Origin of the sequence: Subtercola sp. RTI3, assembly GCF_035018625.1 — a bacterium.
Classification (GTDB): Bacteria; Actinomycetota; Actinomycetes; order Actinomycetales; family Microbacteriaceae; genus Subtercola; species Subtercola vilae.
In genome coordinates this window covers 1-14,580 of sequence record NZ_JASJXO010000071.1, presented here as the reverse complement: position 1 = coordinate 14,580, position 14,580 = coordinate 1, and the positions used below count along the sequence as shown (strand labels likewise).

18 protein-coding genes are annotated in these 14,580 nt (G+C 65.8%); 6 read left to right on the top strand and 12 right to left on the bottom strand.

Going from position 1 to position 14,580, the window contains the following annotated elements; genetic code table 11:
* Nucleotides 1-67: 67 nt before the first annotated feature.
* Nucleotides 68-238 (top strand): hypothetical protein, encoded by a 171-nt coding sequence (locus tag QN358_RS17575; protein WP_323513119.1) that lies wholly within the window; start codon nt 68-70, stop codon nt 236-238.
* 118 nt (nt 239-356) lie between these two features.
* Here QN358_RS17575 and groL read toward each other — a convergent pair whose 3' ends face one another.
* From groL to QN358_RS17550, 5 genes are all read right to left on the bottom strand, one after another.
* A complete protein-coding gene (gene groL, locus QN358_RS17570; protein ID WP_136643234.1) occupies nt 357-1,976 on the bottom strand; it encodes a chaperonin GroEL in 1,620 nt (539 codons plus the stop codon).
* A gap of 137 nt (nt 1,977-2,113) precedes the next feature.
* On the bottom strand, nt 2,114-2,320 hold the full coding sequence (locus QN358_RS17565; protein WP_136643235.1) for a cold-shock protein: 207 nt from the start codon (nt 2,318-2,320) through the stop codon (nt 2,114-2,116).
* A 146-nt stretch (nt 2,321-2,466) separates the two neighbouring features.
* Entirely contained in the window at nt 2,467-3,018 is a 552-nt protein-coding gene (locus QN358_RS17560; protein ID WP_136643236.1) for a LytR C-terminal domain-containing protein, read from the bottom strand.
* Nucleotides 3,019-3,039: 21 nt separating this feature from the next.
* The gene (locus tag QN358_RS17555) at nt 3,040-3,333 is read right to left on the bottom strand and encodes a DUF3263 domain-containing protein (protein ID WP_136643237.1); all 294 of its coding nucleotides are present in this window, start codon (nt 3,331-3,333) and stop codon (nt 3,040-3,042) included.
* A gap of 150 nt (nt 3,334-3,483) precedes the next feature.
* The gene (locus QN358_RS17550) at nt 3,484-3,942 is read right to left on the bottom strand and encodes a GNAT family N-acetyltransferase (protein WP_237280491.1); all 459 of its coding nucleotides are present in this window, start codon (nt 3,940-3,942) and stop codon (nt 3,484-3,486) included.
* 76 nt (nt 3,943-4,018) lie between these two features.
* Between QN358_RS17550 and msrB the strand changes: the two genes are divergently transcribed.
* Both msrB and QN358_RS17540 read left to right on the top strand, forming a co-directional pair.
* A complete protein-coding gene (gene msrB / locus QN358_RS17545) occupies nt 4,019-4,420 on the top strand; it encodes a peptide-methionine (R)-S-oxide reductase MsrB (protein WP_136643238.1) in 402 nt (133 codons plus the stop codon).
* 12 nt (nt 4,421-4,432) lie between these two features.
* Nucleotides 4,433-4,975 carry a nitroreductase family protein gene (locus tag QN358_RS17540; RefSeq protein WP_136643239.1) on the top strand — a complete coding sequence of 181 codons (543 nt, stop codon included), beginning with the start codon at nt 4,433-4,435 and terminating at the stop codon, nt 4,973-4,975.
* 71 nt (nt 4,976-5,046) lie between these two features.
* Here the strand turns inward: QN358_RS17540 and QN358_RS17535 are convergent, their stop codons facing one another.
* Both QN358_RS17535 and QN358_RS17530 read right to left on the bottom strand, forming a co-directional pair.
* The gene (locus QN358_RS17535) at nt 5,047-5,355 is read right to left on the bottom strand and encodes a hypothetical protein (RefSeq protein WP_323513118.1); all 309 of its coding nucleotides are present in this window, start codon (nt 5,353-5,355) and stop codon (nt 5,047-5,049) included.
* Nucleotides 5,356-5,463: 108 nt separating this feature from the next.
* Complete coding sequence (locus tag QN358_RS17530) at nt 5,464-6,681, bottom strand: MFS transporter (protein WP_136643241.1); 1,218 nt, start codon at nt 6,679-6,681, stop codon at nt 5,464-5,466.
* Nucleotides 6,682-6,788: 107 nt separating this feature from the next.
* Here QN358_RS17530 and aroQ point away from each other — a divergent pair, with 107 nt between their 5' ends.
* The gene (gene aroQ, locus QN358_RS17525; RefSeq protein WP_136643242.1) at nt 6,789-7,268 is read left to right on the top strand and encodes a type II 3-dehydroquinate dehydratase; all 480 of its coding nucleotides are present in this window, start codon (nt 6,789-6,791) and stop codon (nt 7,266-7,268) included.
* A gap of 91 nt (nt 7,269-7,359) precedes the next feature.
* Nucleotides 7,360-9,195, top strand: a complete 1,836-nt coding sequence (locus tag QN358_RS17520; RefSeq protein ID WP_323513117.1) for a thiamine pyrophosphate-dependent enzyme — start codon at nt 7,360-7,362, stop codon at nt 9,193-9,195.
* Nucleotides 9,196-9,217: 22 nt separating this feature from the next.
* On the opposite strand, the gene QN358_RS17515 is transcribed toward QN358_RS17520, so the two are convergent.
* The 5 genes from QN358_RS17515 to QN358_RS17495 are packed head-to-tail and all read right to left on the bottom strand — an operon-like array spanning nt 9,218 to nt 13,359.
* Nucleotides 9,218-10,312, bottom strand: a complete 1,095-nt coding sequence (locus QN358_RS17515; protein WP_323513116.1) for an ABC transporter ATP-binding protein — start codon at nt 10,310-10,312, stop codon at nt 9,218-9,220.
* On the bottom strand, nt 10,309-11,124 hold the full coding sequence (locus QN358_RS17510; RefSeq protein ID WP_323513115.1) for an ABC transporter permease: 816 nt from the start codon (nt 11,122-11,124) through the stop codon (nt 10,309-10,311). The genes QN358_RS17515 and QN358_RS17510 overlap by 4 nt, the downstream gene beginning before the upstream one ends.
* Before the next feature lie 10 nt (nt 11,125-11,134).
* Nucleotides 11,135-11,950, bottom strand: coding sequence for a molybdate ABC transporter substrate-binding protein (modA, locus tag QN358_RS17505; protein ID WP_323513114.1), 816 nt, complete (start codon nt 11,948-11,950; stop codon nt 11,135-11,137).
* 4 nt (nt 11,951-11,954) lie between these two features.
* On the bottom strand, nt 11,955-12,359 hold the full coding sequence (locus QN358_RS17500) for a TOBE domain-containing protein (RefSeq protein WP_136643247.1): 405 nt from the start codon (nt 12,357-12,359) through the stop codon (nt 11,955-11,957).
* Nucleotides 12,360-12,402: 43 nt separating this feature from the next.
* The gene (locus QN358_RS17495; protein WP_323513113.1) at nt 12,403-13,359 is read right to left on the bottom strand and encodes an SGNH/GDSL hydrolase family protein; all 957 of its coding nucleotides are present in this window, start codon (nt 13,357-13,359) and stop codon (nt 12,403-12,405) included.
* A gap of 239 nt (nt 13,360-13,598) precedes the next feature.
* On the opposite strand from QN358_RS17495, the gene QN358_RS17490 reads away from it, so the two are divergent.
* A partial coding sequence (locus QN358_RS17490; RefSeq protein ID WP_323513112.1) for a 5'-3' exonuclease occupies nt 13,599-14,580 on the top strand: 982 nt, incomplete at its 3' end.

Here is a 14,580-nt window from a genome sequence, read left to right as displayed (position 1 = left end):
GTGGGCTCGGAGATGTGTATAAGAGACACGGCCTGACCCACTCCCCCGCCAGCGCCCGCGGACTGGCTTGCTTCCTCACCTGCTCGCTGTGGCCGCCTGCTGTGCTGCGCTGCTGCGCCTGCTGCGCCTGCTCGCTGCGCTGCTGCGCCTGCTGCGCCTGCTCGCTGCGCTGCGTACGCCGGAGACAACGCAATCGGCGGCCCTCGTTCGAACCGCGGCGAATACAGCGGAAGTCTGAGCAAGGGCCGCCGATTCGTGAGTGCCACCGCTCCGACGAGCCGAATCGGGGCGGGAACGCCAAAGCGGGCCGCCTCCCGAAGGAGACAGCCCGCTTGTGGTGGTGAGGGGTGGAGGACTTAGAAGTCCATTCCGCCTGACGGGTCGCCCACGGGAGCAGAGTTGCGCTCCGGCTTGTCGGCGACGACGACCTCGGTGGTGAGGAACAGACCGGCGATGGATGCGGCGTTCTGCAGGGCAGAGCGCGTCACCTTCACCGGGTCGTTGATTCCGGCAGCCAGCATGTCGACGTACTCGCCGGTTGCGGCGTTGAGGCCCCATCCGACGGGCAGGTTGCGCACCTTCTCGGCGACAACACCGGGCTCGAGGCCCGCGTTGACAGCGATCTGCTTGAGCGGAGCGTCGATGGCGACGCGAACGATGTTTGCACCGGTCGCCTCGTCACCCGTGAGCTCGAGCTTCTCGAAAGCGGTCTTGCCAGCCTGAATGAGCGCTACGCCACCACCGGCGACGATGCCCTCTTCGACGGCTGCCTTGGCGTTGCGCACGGCATCTTCGATGCGGTGCTTGCGCTCTTTGAGCTCGACCTCGGTTGCGGCACCGGCCTTGATGACGGCGACGCCACCAGCGAGCTTCGCGAGACGCTCTTGCAGCTTCTCACGGTCGTAGTCGCTGTCGGTGTTCTCGATCTCGTTGCGGATCTGCTGCACGCGACCGGCGATGAGCTCGGCGTCGCCGGCACCTTCGACGATGGTGGTCTCATCTTTGGTGATGACGACCTTGCGCGCACGGCCCAGGAGGTCGAGCGTGACGTTCTCGAGCTTGAGGCCGACCTCTTCGGAGATGACCTGGCCACCGGTGAGGATGGCAATGTCTTGCAGCTGCGCCTTGCGACGGTCGCCGAAGCCGGGAGCCTTGACGGCAACCGACTTGAAGATGCCGCGGATCTTGTTGACGACGAGCGTGGCGAGTGCTTCGCCATCGACGTCTTCAGCAATGATGAGCAGCTGCTTGTTGGCCTGGATGACCTTGTCGACGATGGGGAGCAGATCTTTGATCTGCGACACCTTCGAGTTGACGATCAGGATGTAGGGGTCTTCGAAGACGGCCTCTTGACGGTCGGGGTCGGTGACGAAGTACTGCGACAGGTAACCCTTGTCGAATCTCATGCCCTCGGTCAGCTCGAGCTCGGTGCCGAACGTGTTCGACTCCTCGACGGTGACGACACCCTCTTTACCGACCTTGTCGATTGCTTCTGCAATCAGCGCGCCGATCTCGGGGTCACCAGCGGAGATCGATGCGGTAGCCGCGATCTCTTCTTTGGTCTCGATCTCTTTGGCGTTGTTGACGAGCTCGGCGATGACGGCTGCAACAGCCTTCTCGATGCCCTTCTTCAGGCTGATCGGGTCGGCACCGGCTGCGACGTTGCGCAGGCCTTCGCGAACCAGGGCCTGGGCGAGAACCGTAGCGGTCGTCGTTCCGTCGCCTGCGACGTCGTCAGTCTTCTTGGCGACCTCTTTGACGAGCTCCGCACCGATTTTCTCGTACGGGTCGTCGAGTTCGATCTCTTTGGCGATGGACACACCATCGTTCGTGATGGTGGGCGCACCCCACTTCTTCTCAAGTACGACGTTGCGACCGCGCGGGCCGAGCGTCACCTTGACGGCGTCAGCCAAAATGTTGAGTCCACGCTCGAGGCCGCGTCTGGCCTCTTCGTCGAAAGCAATAATCTTTGCCATGTGTGTTTCTCGTCCCTCCCGGGCGTCATGAAAGATTCATAAAGGTTTAGCACTCAAATAGCGAGAGTGCTAAGACCAATACTGGCACTCGTAGGGTGCGAGTGCAAGTGAACGCCCGGGGACGAGACCGGTATTGGCTACTGGGCCAGGCGAACTGACTCCGCCTGGGGGCCCTTAGAGCCTGTTCCCACTTCGAAGATGACCTGCTGGCCCTCTTCGAGAACCTTGTAGCCACCCATGTCGATGGCGGAGTAGTGAACGAAGACGTCTTGCCCGCCACCCTCTACCGTGATAAAGCCGTAGCCTTTTTCAGCGTTGAACCACTTGACGGTTCCGTTCGCCATTGTTACTCCCAATTGCTGTGTTACGTGCCACCATTTCGAGTGAAATGATCCGTTTCCCTAGTAAAACGGTGCAGGCAGTCAATGTGGGGACTCGTGACGACAATTCAACAAGGATTAAACAATCCCGAAATACAAGAGGTGTTTCTTCACTTTCCGGGGTCTTTGTAATCGGTACCCAGTACCGCTGTGAGGTCGGCCCCCTGAAACTGTGTCGATTGCTGCACAGCAATGCCGCCGAGCGCCGCCGCCAGGCCCTTGGCGGCTCCTTCATTGCCCGCGTCGGCGTAGTAGACGGTCGACGCCGTGATGTCTGTCGTACTGGCGTTGGCCTCGGCACCGACGGCCCAGCCGGCCGTCGTGGCCTGTGTTCCGGCCCGCGTCGCGAGCCCGGCAACGGTGGTTCCGTTCAGAATGGTCACCTTCGCAGCCGCGTTCGTGGTGGGCTCGACGGTGGGCGTCGGGGTGACGGCGTCGCTCGCGACGGCCGACGAATCGCCACCGCTCGTACCCACGAAGTTGATCTTGTTGTTGATGGCGAAGAGCCCCACGACCCCGAGGCCGACCAGCACGCCGGTCGCGAGCGCAGCCCACGCGAAGGTCACCCAGCCGCGGCCGCGTGGCTTCGGTCCACGATGAACGCCGCGGCGGGGGCCGTCGAAGACGGCACGGTCAAAGGAATCCTGCGGTTCGGTAGGCATGGTGAGGGCGTGGGCCGATCTTTATTCGTCGCGGGAAAGAAGACGTGCAGACCGGGCTGCCAGCCGCGTGTCTCGTACTCGTTGGAGCCGCTTGATGAGCATGGGGTCGAATGCGAGCGCTGCGGGCGATTCGAGCAGGGTACCGACGATCTGGTAGTACCGAGCAGCAGAGAGGCCGAATTCTTCGCGAATGGCCTGCTCTTTCTTGCCCACGTGCTGCCACCAGATGCGTTCGAATTCGAGAATGCGGCGGTCGCGCTCAGCGAGAGTGCCGGGCTCTGCCGTGAGTGCAGGGGTTGCTGCGGGTTCAGTCATGCGCTTGCCACCCCTCATCTACTCGTGGTCTCGCTCGTCGACACCCGGCCGCCCTCTGCAGCGCCAAGTTTCGCCAATTCTAGGGCTCGGCACCTTGGCAGAGGGTGCAAGCCACGCGTGCGAGCACCCAGAGCCGCTTCGCCAGTCGCTCTACGCCCCGGCACGATACATGCTCAGGTGCCGGATGCCCGCCTCGACATACTCGTCACCGAACGCCTCGAAACCGAACTTCTCGTACAGCGGGGCAATGTAACTCTGCGCGTGCAGCAAGAGCGCCTCGTGGCCGAAGCGCTCGATGACGGAGGCCACCAGGCGCTGGGCGAGCCCGTTGCCCCGGAACGCCGGCCCCACCACCACGCGACCGATGATTCTCTTCGCATCGAGGTGCTCAGGCACTTCGTCTTCGAGAGTACGGAGGTACGCGACGGTTTCGGCGCCGTCGGCCAGCCAGAAGTGAACGGTGCCGGGCTCGAGGTCACGGCCATCCAGCTCGGTCTCATCGACACCCTGCTCGACGAGGAACACATCGGTACGCAGTTTCAGCGCGGCGTAGAGTTCGCTGGTCGTGAACTCACTGAACGTTTTCTGAATGATGGAATGGTCAGACACGGGTTCGAGTTTACTGTGATGATGGAACGCGCCCTCAGCCGATCGAGACCGTCGGCGCGCGTGGAAAGAGGAGACCATGAGCTACGAAGTTGCCAAGTCAGACGAAGAGTGGAAGCGCAAGCTGAACCGCGAAGAGTTCGCCGTTCTGCGCCAGGCTGCCACCGAGCGCCCGTGGACGGGCGAGCTGCTCGACGAGAAGCGCGAAGGCGTCTACCGCTGTAAGGCGTGCGGGCAAGAACTCTTTCGCAGCGACACCAAGTTCGACTCGCACTGCGGGTGGCCGAGCTTCTACGCGCCGAAAGACTCCGACTCGGTCGAACTGATCGAAGACAAGAGCCTCGGCATGGTTCGCACCGAGGTTCGCTGCTCGAACTGTGGCTCGCACCTCGGGCACCTGTTCGACGACGCACCTCAGACGCCGACCGGTGACCGTTTCTGCATGAACTCGGTTTCGCTCTCGTTCGACGAAGAAGCCTAGGCAGGCTGCACCGTGTCGGCACTCGACTCTCTGCTGCACCGTCGTTCGGTGTCGAAGGTGGGGGCCTCTGCCCCCTCGCACCGCGATCTGTTTGCGTTGGTCGAGGCCGCCGGCACGGTAGCCGACCACAGCTCGCTGCGGCCGTGGCGCCTCATCGAGCTTCGCGGGGCCGCTCGCGATCGGCTGGGGCATGCTCTGGCCGACGCCGAGGGGCCCGGTGCGAACCGCGAGAAGCTGGTGGCGAAGATGCACCGCGCTCCCCTGCTCATCGCACTGGTGGTCGTTCACCAGCCGAGCGCGAAGGTACCGTACTGGGAGCAGGAGGCCGTCGCATCCGGAGTCGCCCACGCACTCTCACTGCTGCTCGACGAAGCGGGCTGGGGTGTGATGTGGCGAACGGGTCAGCAGACCCGTTCGGAGCCAGTGCGGCAGATGCACGAACTGCGGCCGAACGAGAACCTGCTCGGCTGGTTGTATGTGGGCGATGCCCCTCCCGGCCAGCGCGAGTTGCGACGCAAGCGCGTCAACCCGATGGATCATCTGACCGAACTCTGACTGTTCAGAGAGGCCTGACAGCTGTTCACATAGGCATGGCAGACCCGGCAGTGCCGACAGGTGTGGCCGAGCTAGCGGCGGCGTTCGTGCAGGCCCAGCGGGTTCACCGGGTCGGGGCCGAGCCGCCGAGAACGCTCGAGCAACTGCCCGACGTTGGCGCCCATCCATGCGGCGGCGCCTGCGAGGCTCTCGTGCGACGACAACCACACTCTCAGACCCTGCTGGTCGCAGCCGTACGAGTAGACGCCGAAGAATTCGTGCTCGCCGTCGCTGTACCAGCGCACCCAGCCAAGGCACCGGCCGTCGTGCGCCATGAACCACACGCCGTCGCTCCACGGGGTCGGAGCGTAGACAGCGTGGGGCTCTGTTCGGTCGGTCATAGAACCCGTCAGTGCTGCGCTCACCATTTCAGATTAACGCTCCCGCCTGAAAAAAGACCCGACGTAGGCCCAGTGTTGCGTGAGTGTTCACGGTGTGGCGGCGGTGGGTCAACTTGCGACAGGCACCGAACCGGTCACGACAGCGACAGCGCGGCGCTGGCGACCGAGCGAGAGCAACACCAGGAGCCCGGCGAGCGCGATGCCGCCCGCGAGGTAGAAGACGAAGGCCACTCCGAACGCACTCACACCGAGCCCCCCGACGATCGAGCCGGTCGCGATGGCGAGCTGAATGGTCGTGACGAACAGCGCGAGACTGCCATCGGATGCCCCGGGGGCGGCCTGCGACATCCACGTCTGCAGCCCCAGAGGCAGAGCTCCCCACACGAGCCCCCAGAGCACCAGCAGCGCGAACACACCCGGCAGCGACCACGCCAGCAGCGGGAGCGAGACGACGGCGATGGCAAGTACCACCTTCGTCACCGCGAGGGTGCCGGTGACACTGCGGCTGAGCGTGAACCCGGCGATGAAGTTGCCCGCGATACCGGCGACGCCGAACGCCAGCAGTGCGATGGTGATCGTGGTCGGGTTGATCTGCACCAGGTCTTGCAGGTAGGGGGCAACGTACGTGTACGCGGCGAACTGGGCCATGAACGCGAGCGCGGTGGCGATCAGCCCGATGCGCGCGCGCGGAATCAACAGCAGCTGGCCGAGGGTCGCGAACCGCACACGCTGAATGGCAGGAATGCGCGGCAGCAGAGCGATCTGCAGCAGCAGTGCGACGGCGCCGAGCGCTGCGCCAATGAAAAAGGCCGTGCGCCAGGTGGCGACTGCGGAGACGAAGGCGCCGAGCGGCAGGCTCACCACGGTGGCGAGCGAGACCCCGGCGGTGATGAACGAGGTGGCACGAATCACGCTGCTCTCACGCACCAGACGGCTGGCGATTCCGGCGCCGATCGACCAGAACCCGCCAATGGCAAGGCCGAGCAGCATGCGCGCGAGAATCAGCGTGGGCAGATTCGCGGCGAAGGCACCGAGCACGTCGGAGATCACGAGAAGAGCGGTGAGCGAGACCAGCACGATGCGTCGGTCGACCCGCGAGGTGACGACGGTCACGAGGGGTGCCCCGATCGCCCCCGTGAGACCCGTCGCGACAACGACGAGACCGGCGGTACCCACGCTGATGTTCAGGTCGGCTGCGATCGCGGGCAGCAACCCGATGGGCAAGAATTCTGAAAGCACGAGTACGAACGAGCCGAGGGCCACCGAGAGCACCGCGATCCATCCGCGGCGATCGGTGAGTGTGTGCGGGGAAGGGTGAGTAGACATCTCTCCTACCAATGCTGCGAATCGGCCGTTCATTCCCAATGCGGGCAGCGATTCTGCCAGAACGGTACGGTGTAAGCACCCCGGCCGCCAGCAGAGAGAACCGCCCGATGACCCCACCACCCCCGACGCCGGCCCCGAACATCACGGTCAGTGTCATCAACGGACCGAACCTGAACCTCCTGGGGCTCCGCGAACCCGGCATCTACGGCAGCCAGTCGCTCGCCGACGTCGAGCAACTGGTCACGGCCAGGGCTGCCGAGCTCGGTGTGACGGTGACCTTCGCGCAGAGCAACCACGAGGGCGAACTCGTCGATCTGATTCAGGATGCCCGCACGAGCGCGCACGCGATCATCCTGAACCCCGCCGCCTACTCACACACCTCGGTGGCCATCGCCGACGCGCTCAGCGCCGTACAACTGCCCGTGGCCGAAGTGCACCTCAGTAACATCCACAAGCGTGAAGAGTTTCGCCACCACTCGTTCGTGTCGGCGGTGGCTGACGTGGTGATCTGCGGCGCGGGGCCGCTCGGCTACGTTCTGGCGCTGGAGTACCTGGCAGCGAAGCTCGGCGCGGCGCCCGACGCCTGACACGGCCAGCCCGTGCGGGCTGTCAATCCCTTTCTGCGCCGCGGCGCCCGGGAATACGGTCGAAGAACCGCCCCCACGAAAGGTTCTGCCCATGGCTACCGTCAGCGACTTCGTCATTCAGCGCGTCACAGAGTGGGGAGTCACGCGGGTCTTCGGGTTTCCCGGTGACGGCGCAGGCGCGTTCGACGGCGCGCTCGGCAAGGCAGAGAAGGAGGGCACCGGGCTCGAGTACATCCGCCCGACGCACGAGGAGATCTGCGGCCTGATGGCCACGGCGCATGCCAAGTTCACCGGCGAGACCGGCGTGTGCATCGCAACCTCGAGCCCCGGCGCGTTCCATCTGTTGAACGGCCTGTACGACGCGCAAATGGACAACCAGCCGGTGGTCGCCATCGTCGGCCAGCAGGGCCTGAACGCGCTCGGCACGTTCACCATGCAGGAGTCGAACCTCGAGCGCGTATTCGCCGACGTCGCCGTGTACGTACAGACCATCGTGTCGCCCGAACAGGCTCAGGCCGTCGTCGACACCGCCTTCCGCACCGCGCGGCTGCGGCTCGGGCCGGCGGTCATCGTGATTCCGCACGACGTGCAGGCGATGAAGATGGTCGAGCCGAGCCCGGCGAACTGGGTGTCGCGTTCGAGCGCGGTGGGAGCATCCACGGCCATCACACCGCCCGAGAGCGAGATAGTGAAAATGGCGGGCATCATCAACGCCGGCCAGAAGGTGACGTTCCTCGTGGGGCACGGCGCCACCGGAGCGACCGCCGAGGTGCTCGAAGCTGCGCGGCTCGCGGGTGCCGGCATCATTACTGCGCTTCGCGGCAAGCAGGTTGTGCCCTCTGATGTTCCACATCACACCCAGCAGCTCGGGCTGCTCGGCTCACTTCCGAGCCTCAAGCAGATGAAACACTGCGACACGCTGGTGCTACTCGGCACCAATTACCCGTACGGGCAGTTTCTGCCCGAGAGCGGCCAGGCGCGGGCCGTGCAGGTCGACCTGAAGCCCGAGCAGATGGGGCTGCGTTACCCCACCGAGCTGAACGTGTGGGGAGACGTCAAGGCCACGCTCGAAGCGCTGATCCCGCACCTCGATGCGAAGACCGATCTGTCATGGCAGAACGGTATCGCCGACGAAATGGTGTCGTGGGAGAAGGAGATGGCGGCGCAGGCAGCGCTCGAGTACTCCGACGGCGTGAACCCGCGGCGGGTCATCCACGAGCTCAACAAGCGGCTGCCTCCTCGGGCCATCGTGACGGCCGATGCCGGTACGACGGCCGACTGGTACGGGCACCACATTCGGCTGCGCGACGGGATGCTCGGCGACATGTCGGGCCGGCTCGCCACGATGCTCGCGGCCATGCCCTACGCGGTCGCGGCGAAGTTCGCGTACCCCGACCGCACAGTGGTGTGCACGATAGGCGACGGAGCGTTTCAGATGCTCGGAATGAACGAACTCATCACGGTGAAGAAGTACCTCAGCCGGTGGAGCAACCCGCAGCTGGTCATCGTGGTCATGCACAACGACGACCTCGGGCAGGTGTCGTGGGAGATGCGCACCGAAGACGGCAACCCGGTGTGGCGCACGGCGCAAGACGTCGAATCGGTCGACTACGCGGGCTGGGCCGAGCTGCTGGGCTTCGAAGCGGTCAGGGTGCGGGCCGACGACGAGGTCGAGGCGGCGCTCGACCGGGCCTTCGCCCACCGCGGCGTCACGCTGATCGATGCGTACTGCAGCAAGAACGTTCCGCCACTGCCCGCGCACATCACGGCGGAGTTCGCGAAGAACACCGCTCTGGCACTGCTGAAGGGTGACCCGTACCTGCTCGAGGTGGCGAAGGATTCGGCTGAGGCGCTGCTGTCAGAGGGCATCGAGCGGGTGAAGGGCACGCTGCACCTCGGGCAGGGCGACGGCGCGACCGAGAGGTAGGCGGCGAGCGGGCGCGGGGCGGTTAGCGGGCTCGGGGCCGCGTGGCCGGGTAGAGTGCGGCCGCCCCGGGATCGAAGCTGAACCAGGAGCGCGAGCCGTCGGTGAGGTCGAGTTCGGCCACGCGGCGAGCAGTGAGGTCTGCCGCGAGGCGATCGGTGCGCACCCGCACGAGGTCGCCGCGCTGCTCGAGGTCGGTGATGACACCCTCGATGGCGTTGACGGCTGCGGCGGGCGGGCGGTTCGACACCGTCACCGCAGAGGGGCGAACGGCCACGATGACGGCGGTGCCAGCATCCGGAGCCGGCCACTCGGTCGCGTTCGCCGCCGCGGCGCCGGTCGACACCGCCAGCTCGATACCGTCGTCGGTGCGGAGGCCGGTCGGGGTGCGCACACCGCTCAGGATGCTCAGCCCCGCGATGCCCGCAGCAAACGCCGTACGGGGCCGCTCGAGCACCTCCCGGGTGGGGCCGTCTTCGACGACTCGGCCTCGCTCGATGACGAGCACCCGGTCGGCCAGCGTGTAGGCGTCGAGGATATCGTGCGTCACGATCAGCGCGGTACGCCCCGCGAGCACCCGCTTCAACATGCGGCGAATGGCCGGCGTGACCGCCATGTCGAGGGCCGCCATCGGCTCGTCGAGCAGCAGCAGCCGCGGCTCGGCGGCGAGTGCCCGGGCCACGGCAATGCGTTGCGCCTGTCCACCAGAGAGCTGCGCTGGCCTGCGGTTCTCGAACTCGCTGCCGTCGACCTCGGCGAGCCACCGGCGGGCTGCAGCGTGCGATGCCTGACGACGGGCGCCTGCACTTCGCGGCCCGAAGGCGACATTGTTCAGCACGCTCAGGTGCGGAAACAGCAGCGCCTCCTGCGCGAGCAGCGCGACCGCGCGCTGGTGCGGCGGTTTCGAGCCGTGTTGCGTGCCAGCCCGCGTATCGAACAGGCTTGCGCTCTCGAGTTCGGCGTGCCCATCGTCGGCCGCCAGCAGCCCCGAGATGAGGTTCAGCAGGGTCGATTTTCCCGCCCCATTCGGCCCGAGCACAGCAACCGTCTCGCCCTCCTCAAGGGTGAACGACACGTCGAAGTCACGGCTCGCCACACGGGCGTCGAAAGTGAAGGTCACAAGAGCCTCTGCCTGCCCCCGGCGTTGCCGAGGCTCGCCTGGTGCGCCAGTCCCACCACCAGAATGGCCACAGCGACCAGCACGAGCGCGAGCGCGACAGCCGCATCGGGGTCGCTCTCCCGCTGCAGGTAGATCTCGAGCGGCAGCGTACGCGTGACACCCTGCAGGCTGCCCGCGAAGGTAAGAGTGGCACCGAATTCGCCCAGCGCCCTGGCGAACGACAACACAGCCCCCGAGACGAGCGCGGGCAGCACCAGCGGCAGGGTGATACGGCGCAGAACGGTTGTGGGGCCGGCTCCGAGCGTGGCCCCGATGGCTTCATATCGCGTGCCCACCGTTCGCAGCGCCCCCTCGAGGCTCAGCACCAGAAAGGGCAGCGCCACGAAGGTCTGCGCCAGAATCACGGCGGTGGTCGAGAAGGCGATCTGGATGCCCAGAAAATCCATCGGCGCCTTGAGCAACCCCTGGCGCCCGAACGTGTAGAGCAGCGCGATGCCTCCCACCACCGGGGGAAGCACCAGCGGCAGCAGTACGAGCGAACGAACGATGCGCTGGCCCGGAAACCGCGTTCGCGCCAGCACCAGCGCCATCGGAACACCCACGATGATGCAGAGCAGAGTGGCGGCACCGGAGGTGCGCAGGCTCAGCAGCAGGGCATCCGTCGACTCCTTCGAGGTGATCAACGGGATGAACTGACCCCAGTTCACACGAACGACCATCGCCACCAGCGGCAGCACCACGAACAGTGCGCCGATGATGGCGATGGCGAGAACCCATCGGGGAACGCCCGCGTACCCGCTGGAGGCTTTCATAAGGGGCAGGTTACGGCTTTCCGAACCCTGCGTCTGACAGCACGCCCTGGCCGGTGCTGCCGGTCACGAACGCGATGAACGCCTGTGAAAGTGCGCTGCTCTTCGTCGACGCGAGTGCGCCGATCGGGTAGGTGTTCACGGCCGTGCTCGACTCGGCGAAAGGAACGCCGGTGACGCTTGTGCCGGCACCCTTCACATCGGTGACGTAGACGAGGCCGGCGTCGGCTTCACCCGAGCTGACCTTGCCGAGCACGTCGGTGACCGACGACTCTTGGCTCACGGCGGGAATAGTGACGCCCGTGGCCGTCTCGATGGTGGCTGTTGCGGCACCGCAGGGCACCGCCACCGCACAGATGACGGTCTTGATGCTGCTCTTGCCGAGATCGGCGAACGTCTTCACCCCGGCGGGGTTTCCCGGCGGCACAGCGATCTCGAGCACGTTGGTGGCAAAGTTCACCGGGGTGCCACTGATGAGCTTGGCATCGGTGAGCTTGGTCATGTTCTTCGTGTCGGCCGATGCGAACACATCGGCCGGCGCGCCACCCGTGATCTGGGTCACGAGGTCAGACGAGCCCGCGAAGCTGAAGGTCACGGTCGTACCTGGGTTCTCGGCCTGAAACTCTGTTCCGAGCTTCGTGAAGGTCGCTTTGAGAGAAGCGGCGGCGAACACGGTGATAGTGCCGCCCGGTGCGGTGGTGGCCGAGCTGGAAGGGGCGTTACCGACCGACGCGCTGCTGCCGTTCGACGAGCTGGAACAGGCAGCAGCACCCATGATCACCGCCGCAGCCATGAGCAGTGCGGCGAAACTTCGAACAGGTAGCGTCATGGCTTCAGGCCTTTACTGGAGGGGTTTCGACGATGACCGTCGTGGCTTTCACCACGGCGACGGCAACCGAACCGAGTTCGAGCCCGAGTTCGCGCACGGCTTCGCTCGACATGAGTGAGACCACCCGGTGGGGGCCGCACTGCATCTCGACCTGCGCCATGACTTTGTCGCTGATGATCTCGGTGACGAGACCCACGAAACGATTGCGGGCAGACCGCCCGACCAGCGACGTGTCATCGGGCAGGATGGCGTTCTTGCGGGCCAACTGGGCCAGTGCAAGGCCATCGACAACGGTGCGACCCGAGTCATCTTTCAGACTCTCGAGAACACCGGCGTCGACCCATCGTCGTACCGTGTCGTCGCTGACACCCAAGTACTGCGCTGCATCACGAATCCGAATATGCGACATGAAACAGATTCTAATTCCGCACCTGCGGATTAATCTAATTGGGTCAGGGTGACGAAAGTGCGTTGCGCACCAGCGGCCCGATCGTGTCGGCCAGTTCGTGCTCGCCATCGGCCGTGGGGTGCACGTCATCGTCTTGCATCAGCCCGGGCTGGTCTGCGAGGGGTTGCCCGATGTCGACGTAGGTGCCACCGACGGCCAGGGCGGCCGACCGCACACCCTCGTCGATCTGCTGCAGCTCTGCCGGCACCTCGGTATCGCCCCAGAACGCGCTCAGGGCGATGATGCGGGTGGTGGGCAACGCAGCCCTCAGGCTGGTGAAGGTGGAGCGGGTGGCCGCGGCGAGATCGCTGCTGTCGAGCCCGAGGTCGTTGCTGCTCGACGAGACGATCACCACGTCGGGGTTCAGCGATTCGGCCACATCGGCCTGCGCTTGGAAGGTGTTCCCCTCCGCACCCGCCATCAGAAAGCCGGAGCCATCGGTCGACAGGTTGGTGAGAGTCCAGCTCTGTGTCGGTGAGACGAGATCAGGCCATGACTCGCCGCCGTCGAGCCCGTGGCCGTCCATGATCGAGTCGCCGATGGCGACCACGACGGCGCCGCTCCCGGGCACACTCCTCGGCGCGCTTCCGAACGCGCTGACCGGAACGCTCTCGGCGCCAGAGGAGAAAGGTACTTGGGGCGCATCGCCCGAGACGGCTGCCGCCACCATGGCCGGCGGGCCCGGAACCGGCACCGGCAGAGACGGGGGCCCGGCCGATGCGTCGGCCGACGCGCTCGCTGACGCGAACACAGAACTCGACGGGGCAGAGGTCGACGATGCAGAGCTCGACGAGGCAGCGGTCGACGAGGCAGTGGTCGACGAGGCAGAAATCGACGACAGCCCCGCTCCGCCCGGCCGCACCGCGGCGCCCCAACCGCTCGAGACCGAAACGGCTGCAACGACGGCCAGAGCCGCGCTTGCTGTCATGGCGACGGTGATGGCAATACGTTTGCGGGGCATCCGGTCACCTTTCCTGTCAGCTCGGCAGAAGCCACTCGGTCACGGCTCTGCGGTAGCGGCGGCCCTGTCATCCAAGAATACCCTGTCGTGCGGGATGACGCGGGGGCTGGCGCAGCGCACGAATGTGCCGCGTGACCCGGATGCCCGGCTCCCGGAGTCTCCGATGCGCAGTGTGATGCGCGCTGAGCTGGCGGCGGGCATCCGGTGCCAGAGGTCGACGGCGTGCGATGATCGTAGGTATGGCGAAGCGGCTCATGCTCCTCGACACAGCATCGTTGTACTTTCGCGCGTTCTACGGCGTACCCGAAAGCGTTCACGCCCCCGATGGAACGCCTGTGAATGCGGTGCGCGGCCTGCTCGACATGATCGCGCGGCTTGTCACCGAGTTCGAGCCGGACGCGCTGGTCGCGTGCTGGGATGACGCGTGGCGTCCTCGCTGGCGCGTCGACCTCATACCGAGCTACAAAGCGCACCGGGTGGCTGAGGAGGTGCCCGGCGGGGTCGACATCGAGGTGGTGCCCGAGAACCTGACGCTGCAGTTGCCTGTCATTCGTGAGGTTCTCGAGACCTTCGACATCGCCATCGTCGGCGCGGCCGACCACGAAGCAGACGATGTGATCGGCACGCTCGCGTCTGGCGGCTCACCCGCCACGGGTGCCACCACCGCCGTCGACATCGTCACGGGCGATCGTGACCTCTTTCAACTGGTCGACGACGACGCCAACGTTCGCGTGATCTACACGGCCCGCGGCATGAGCCGGCTCGAACTCGTGACCGGCAGCGTGCTTCGCAGCAAATACGGGGTGGATGCCCGCCAGTACGTCGACTTCGCTGTGCTCCGCGGCGACGCCTCCGACGGGCTGCCCGGGGTGGCCGGCATCGGTGAGAAGACGGCTGCCACGCTGCTCGGGCAGTACGGCTCGCTGGAGGGGCTGCGCGCCGCTGCCTCTGGTGGCGGCGGTGACTCCACTGGCGGTGACTCCTCTGGCCCGCCTCTCTCCGTATCGCTCCGTGCGAAGCTCGTCGCCGCCAGCGACTACCTCGACGTTGCCCCCCGCGTGGTCAGCGTCGTACGCACCCTCGACCTCGGCCCCATCGACGCCACCCTGCGCCCCCTCTCCCCCGCATCCCGCTCGCACATCGCAACCCTCGCCTCCCGCTGGGCCCTCGGCACCTCAGCCACCCGCGCCCTCGCTGCTCTCACTTCGCCCGCTCCCACCC

What these genes read in the sequence shown, in the direction of transcription:
- groL (WP_136643234.1), bottom strand. Translation starts at nt 1,976, where the DNA reads ATGGCAAAGATTATTGCTTTCGACGAAGAGGCCAGACGCGGCCTCGAG.
- QN358_RS17565 (WP_136643235.1), bottom strand. Translation starts at nt 2,320, where the DNA reads ATGGCGAACGGAACCGTCAAGTGGTTCAACGCTGAAAAAGGCTACGGC.
- QN358_RS17560 (WP_136643236.1), bottom strand. Translation starts at nt 3,018, where the DNA reads ATGCCTACCGAACCGCAGGATTCCTTTGACCGTGCCGTCTTCGACGGC.
- QN358_RS17555 (WP_136643237.1), bottom strand. Translation starts at nt 3,333, where the DNA reads ATGACTGAACCCGCAGCAACCCCTGCACTCACGGCAGAGCCCGGCACT.
- msrB (WP_136643238.1), top strand. Translation starts at nt 4,019, where the DNA reads ATGAGCTACGAAGTTGCCAAGTCAGACGAAGAGTGGAAGCGCAAGCTG.
- QN358_RS17535 (WP_323513118.1), bottom strand. Translation starts at nt 5,355, where the DNA reads ATGACCGACCGAACAGAGCCCCACGCTGTCTACGCTCCGACCCCGTGG.
- QN358_RS17530 (WP_136643241.1), bottom strand. Translation starts at nt 6,681, where the DNA reads ATGTCTACTCACCCTTCCCCGCACACACTCACCGATCGCCGCGGATGG.
- aroQ (WP_136643242.1), top strand. Translation starts at nt 6,789, where the DNA reads ATGACCCCACCACCCCCGACGCCGGCCCCGAACATCACGGTCAGTGTC.
- QN358_RS17520 (WP_323513117.1), top strand. Translation starts at nt 7,360, where the DNA reads ATGGCTACCGTCAGCGACTTCGTCATTCAGCGCGTCACAGAGTGGGGA.
- QN358_RS17510 (WP_323513115.1), bottom strand. Translation starts at nt 11,124, where the DNA reads ATGAAAGCCTCCAGCGGGTACGCGGGCGTTCCCCGATGGGTTCTCGCC.
- modA (WP_323513114.1), bottom strand. Translation starts at nt 11,950, where the DNA reads ATGACGCTACCTGTTCGAAGTTTCGCCGCACTGCTCATGGCTGCGGCG.
- QN358_RS17500 (WP_136643247.1), bottom strand. Translation starts at nt 12,359, where the DNA reads ATGTCGCATATTCGGATTCGTGATGCAGCGCAGTACTTGGGTGTCAGC.
- QN358_RS17495 (WP_323513113.1), bottom strand. Translation starts at nt 13,359, where the DNA reads ATGCCCCGCAAACGTATTGCCATCACCGTCGCCATGACAGCAAGCGCG.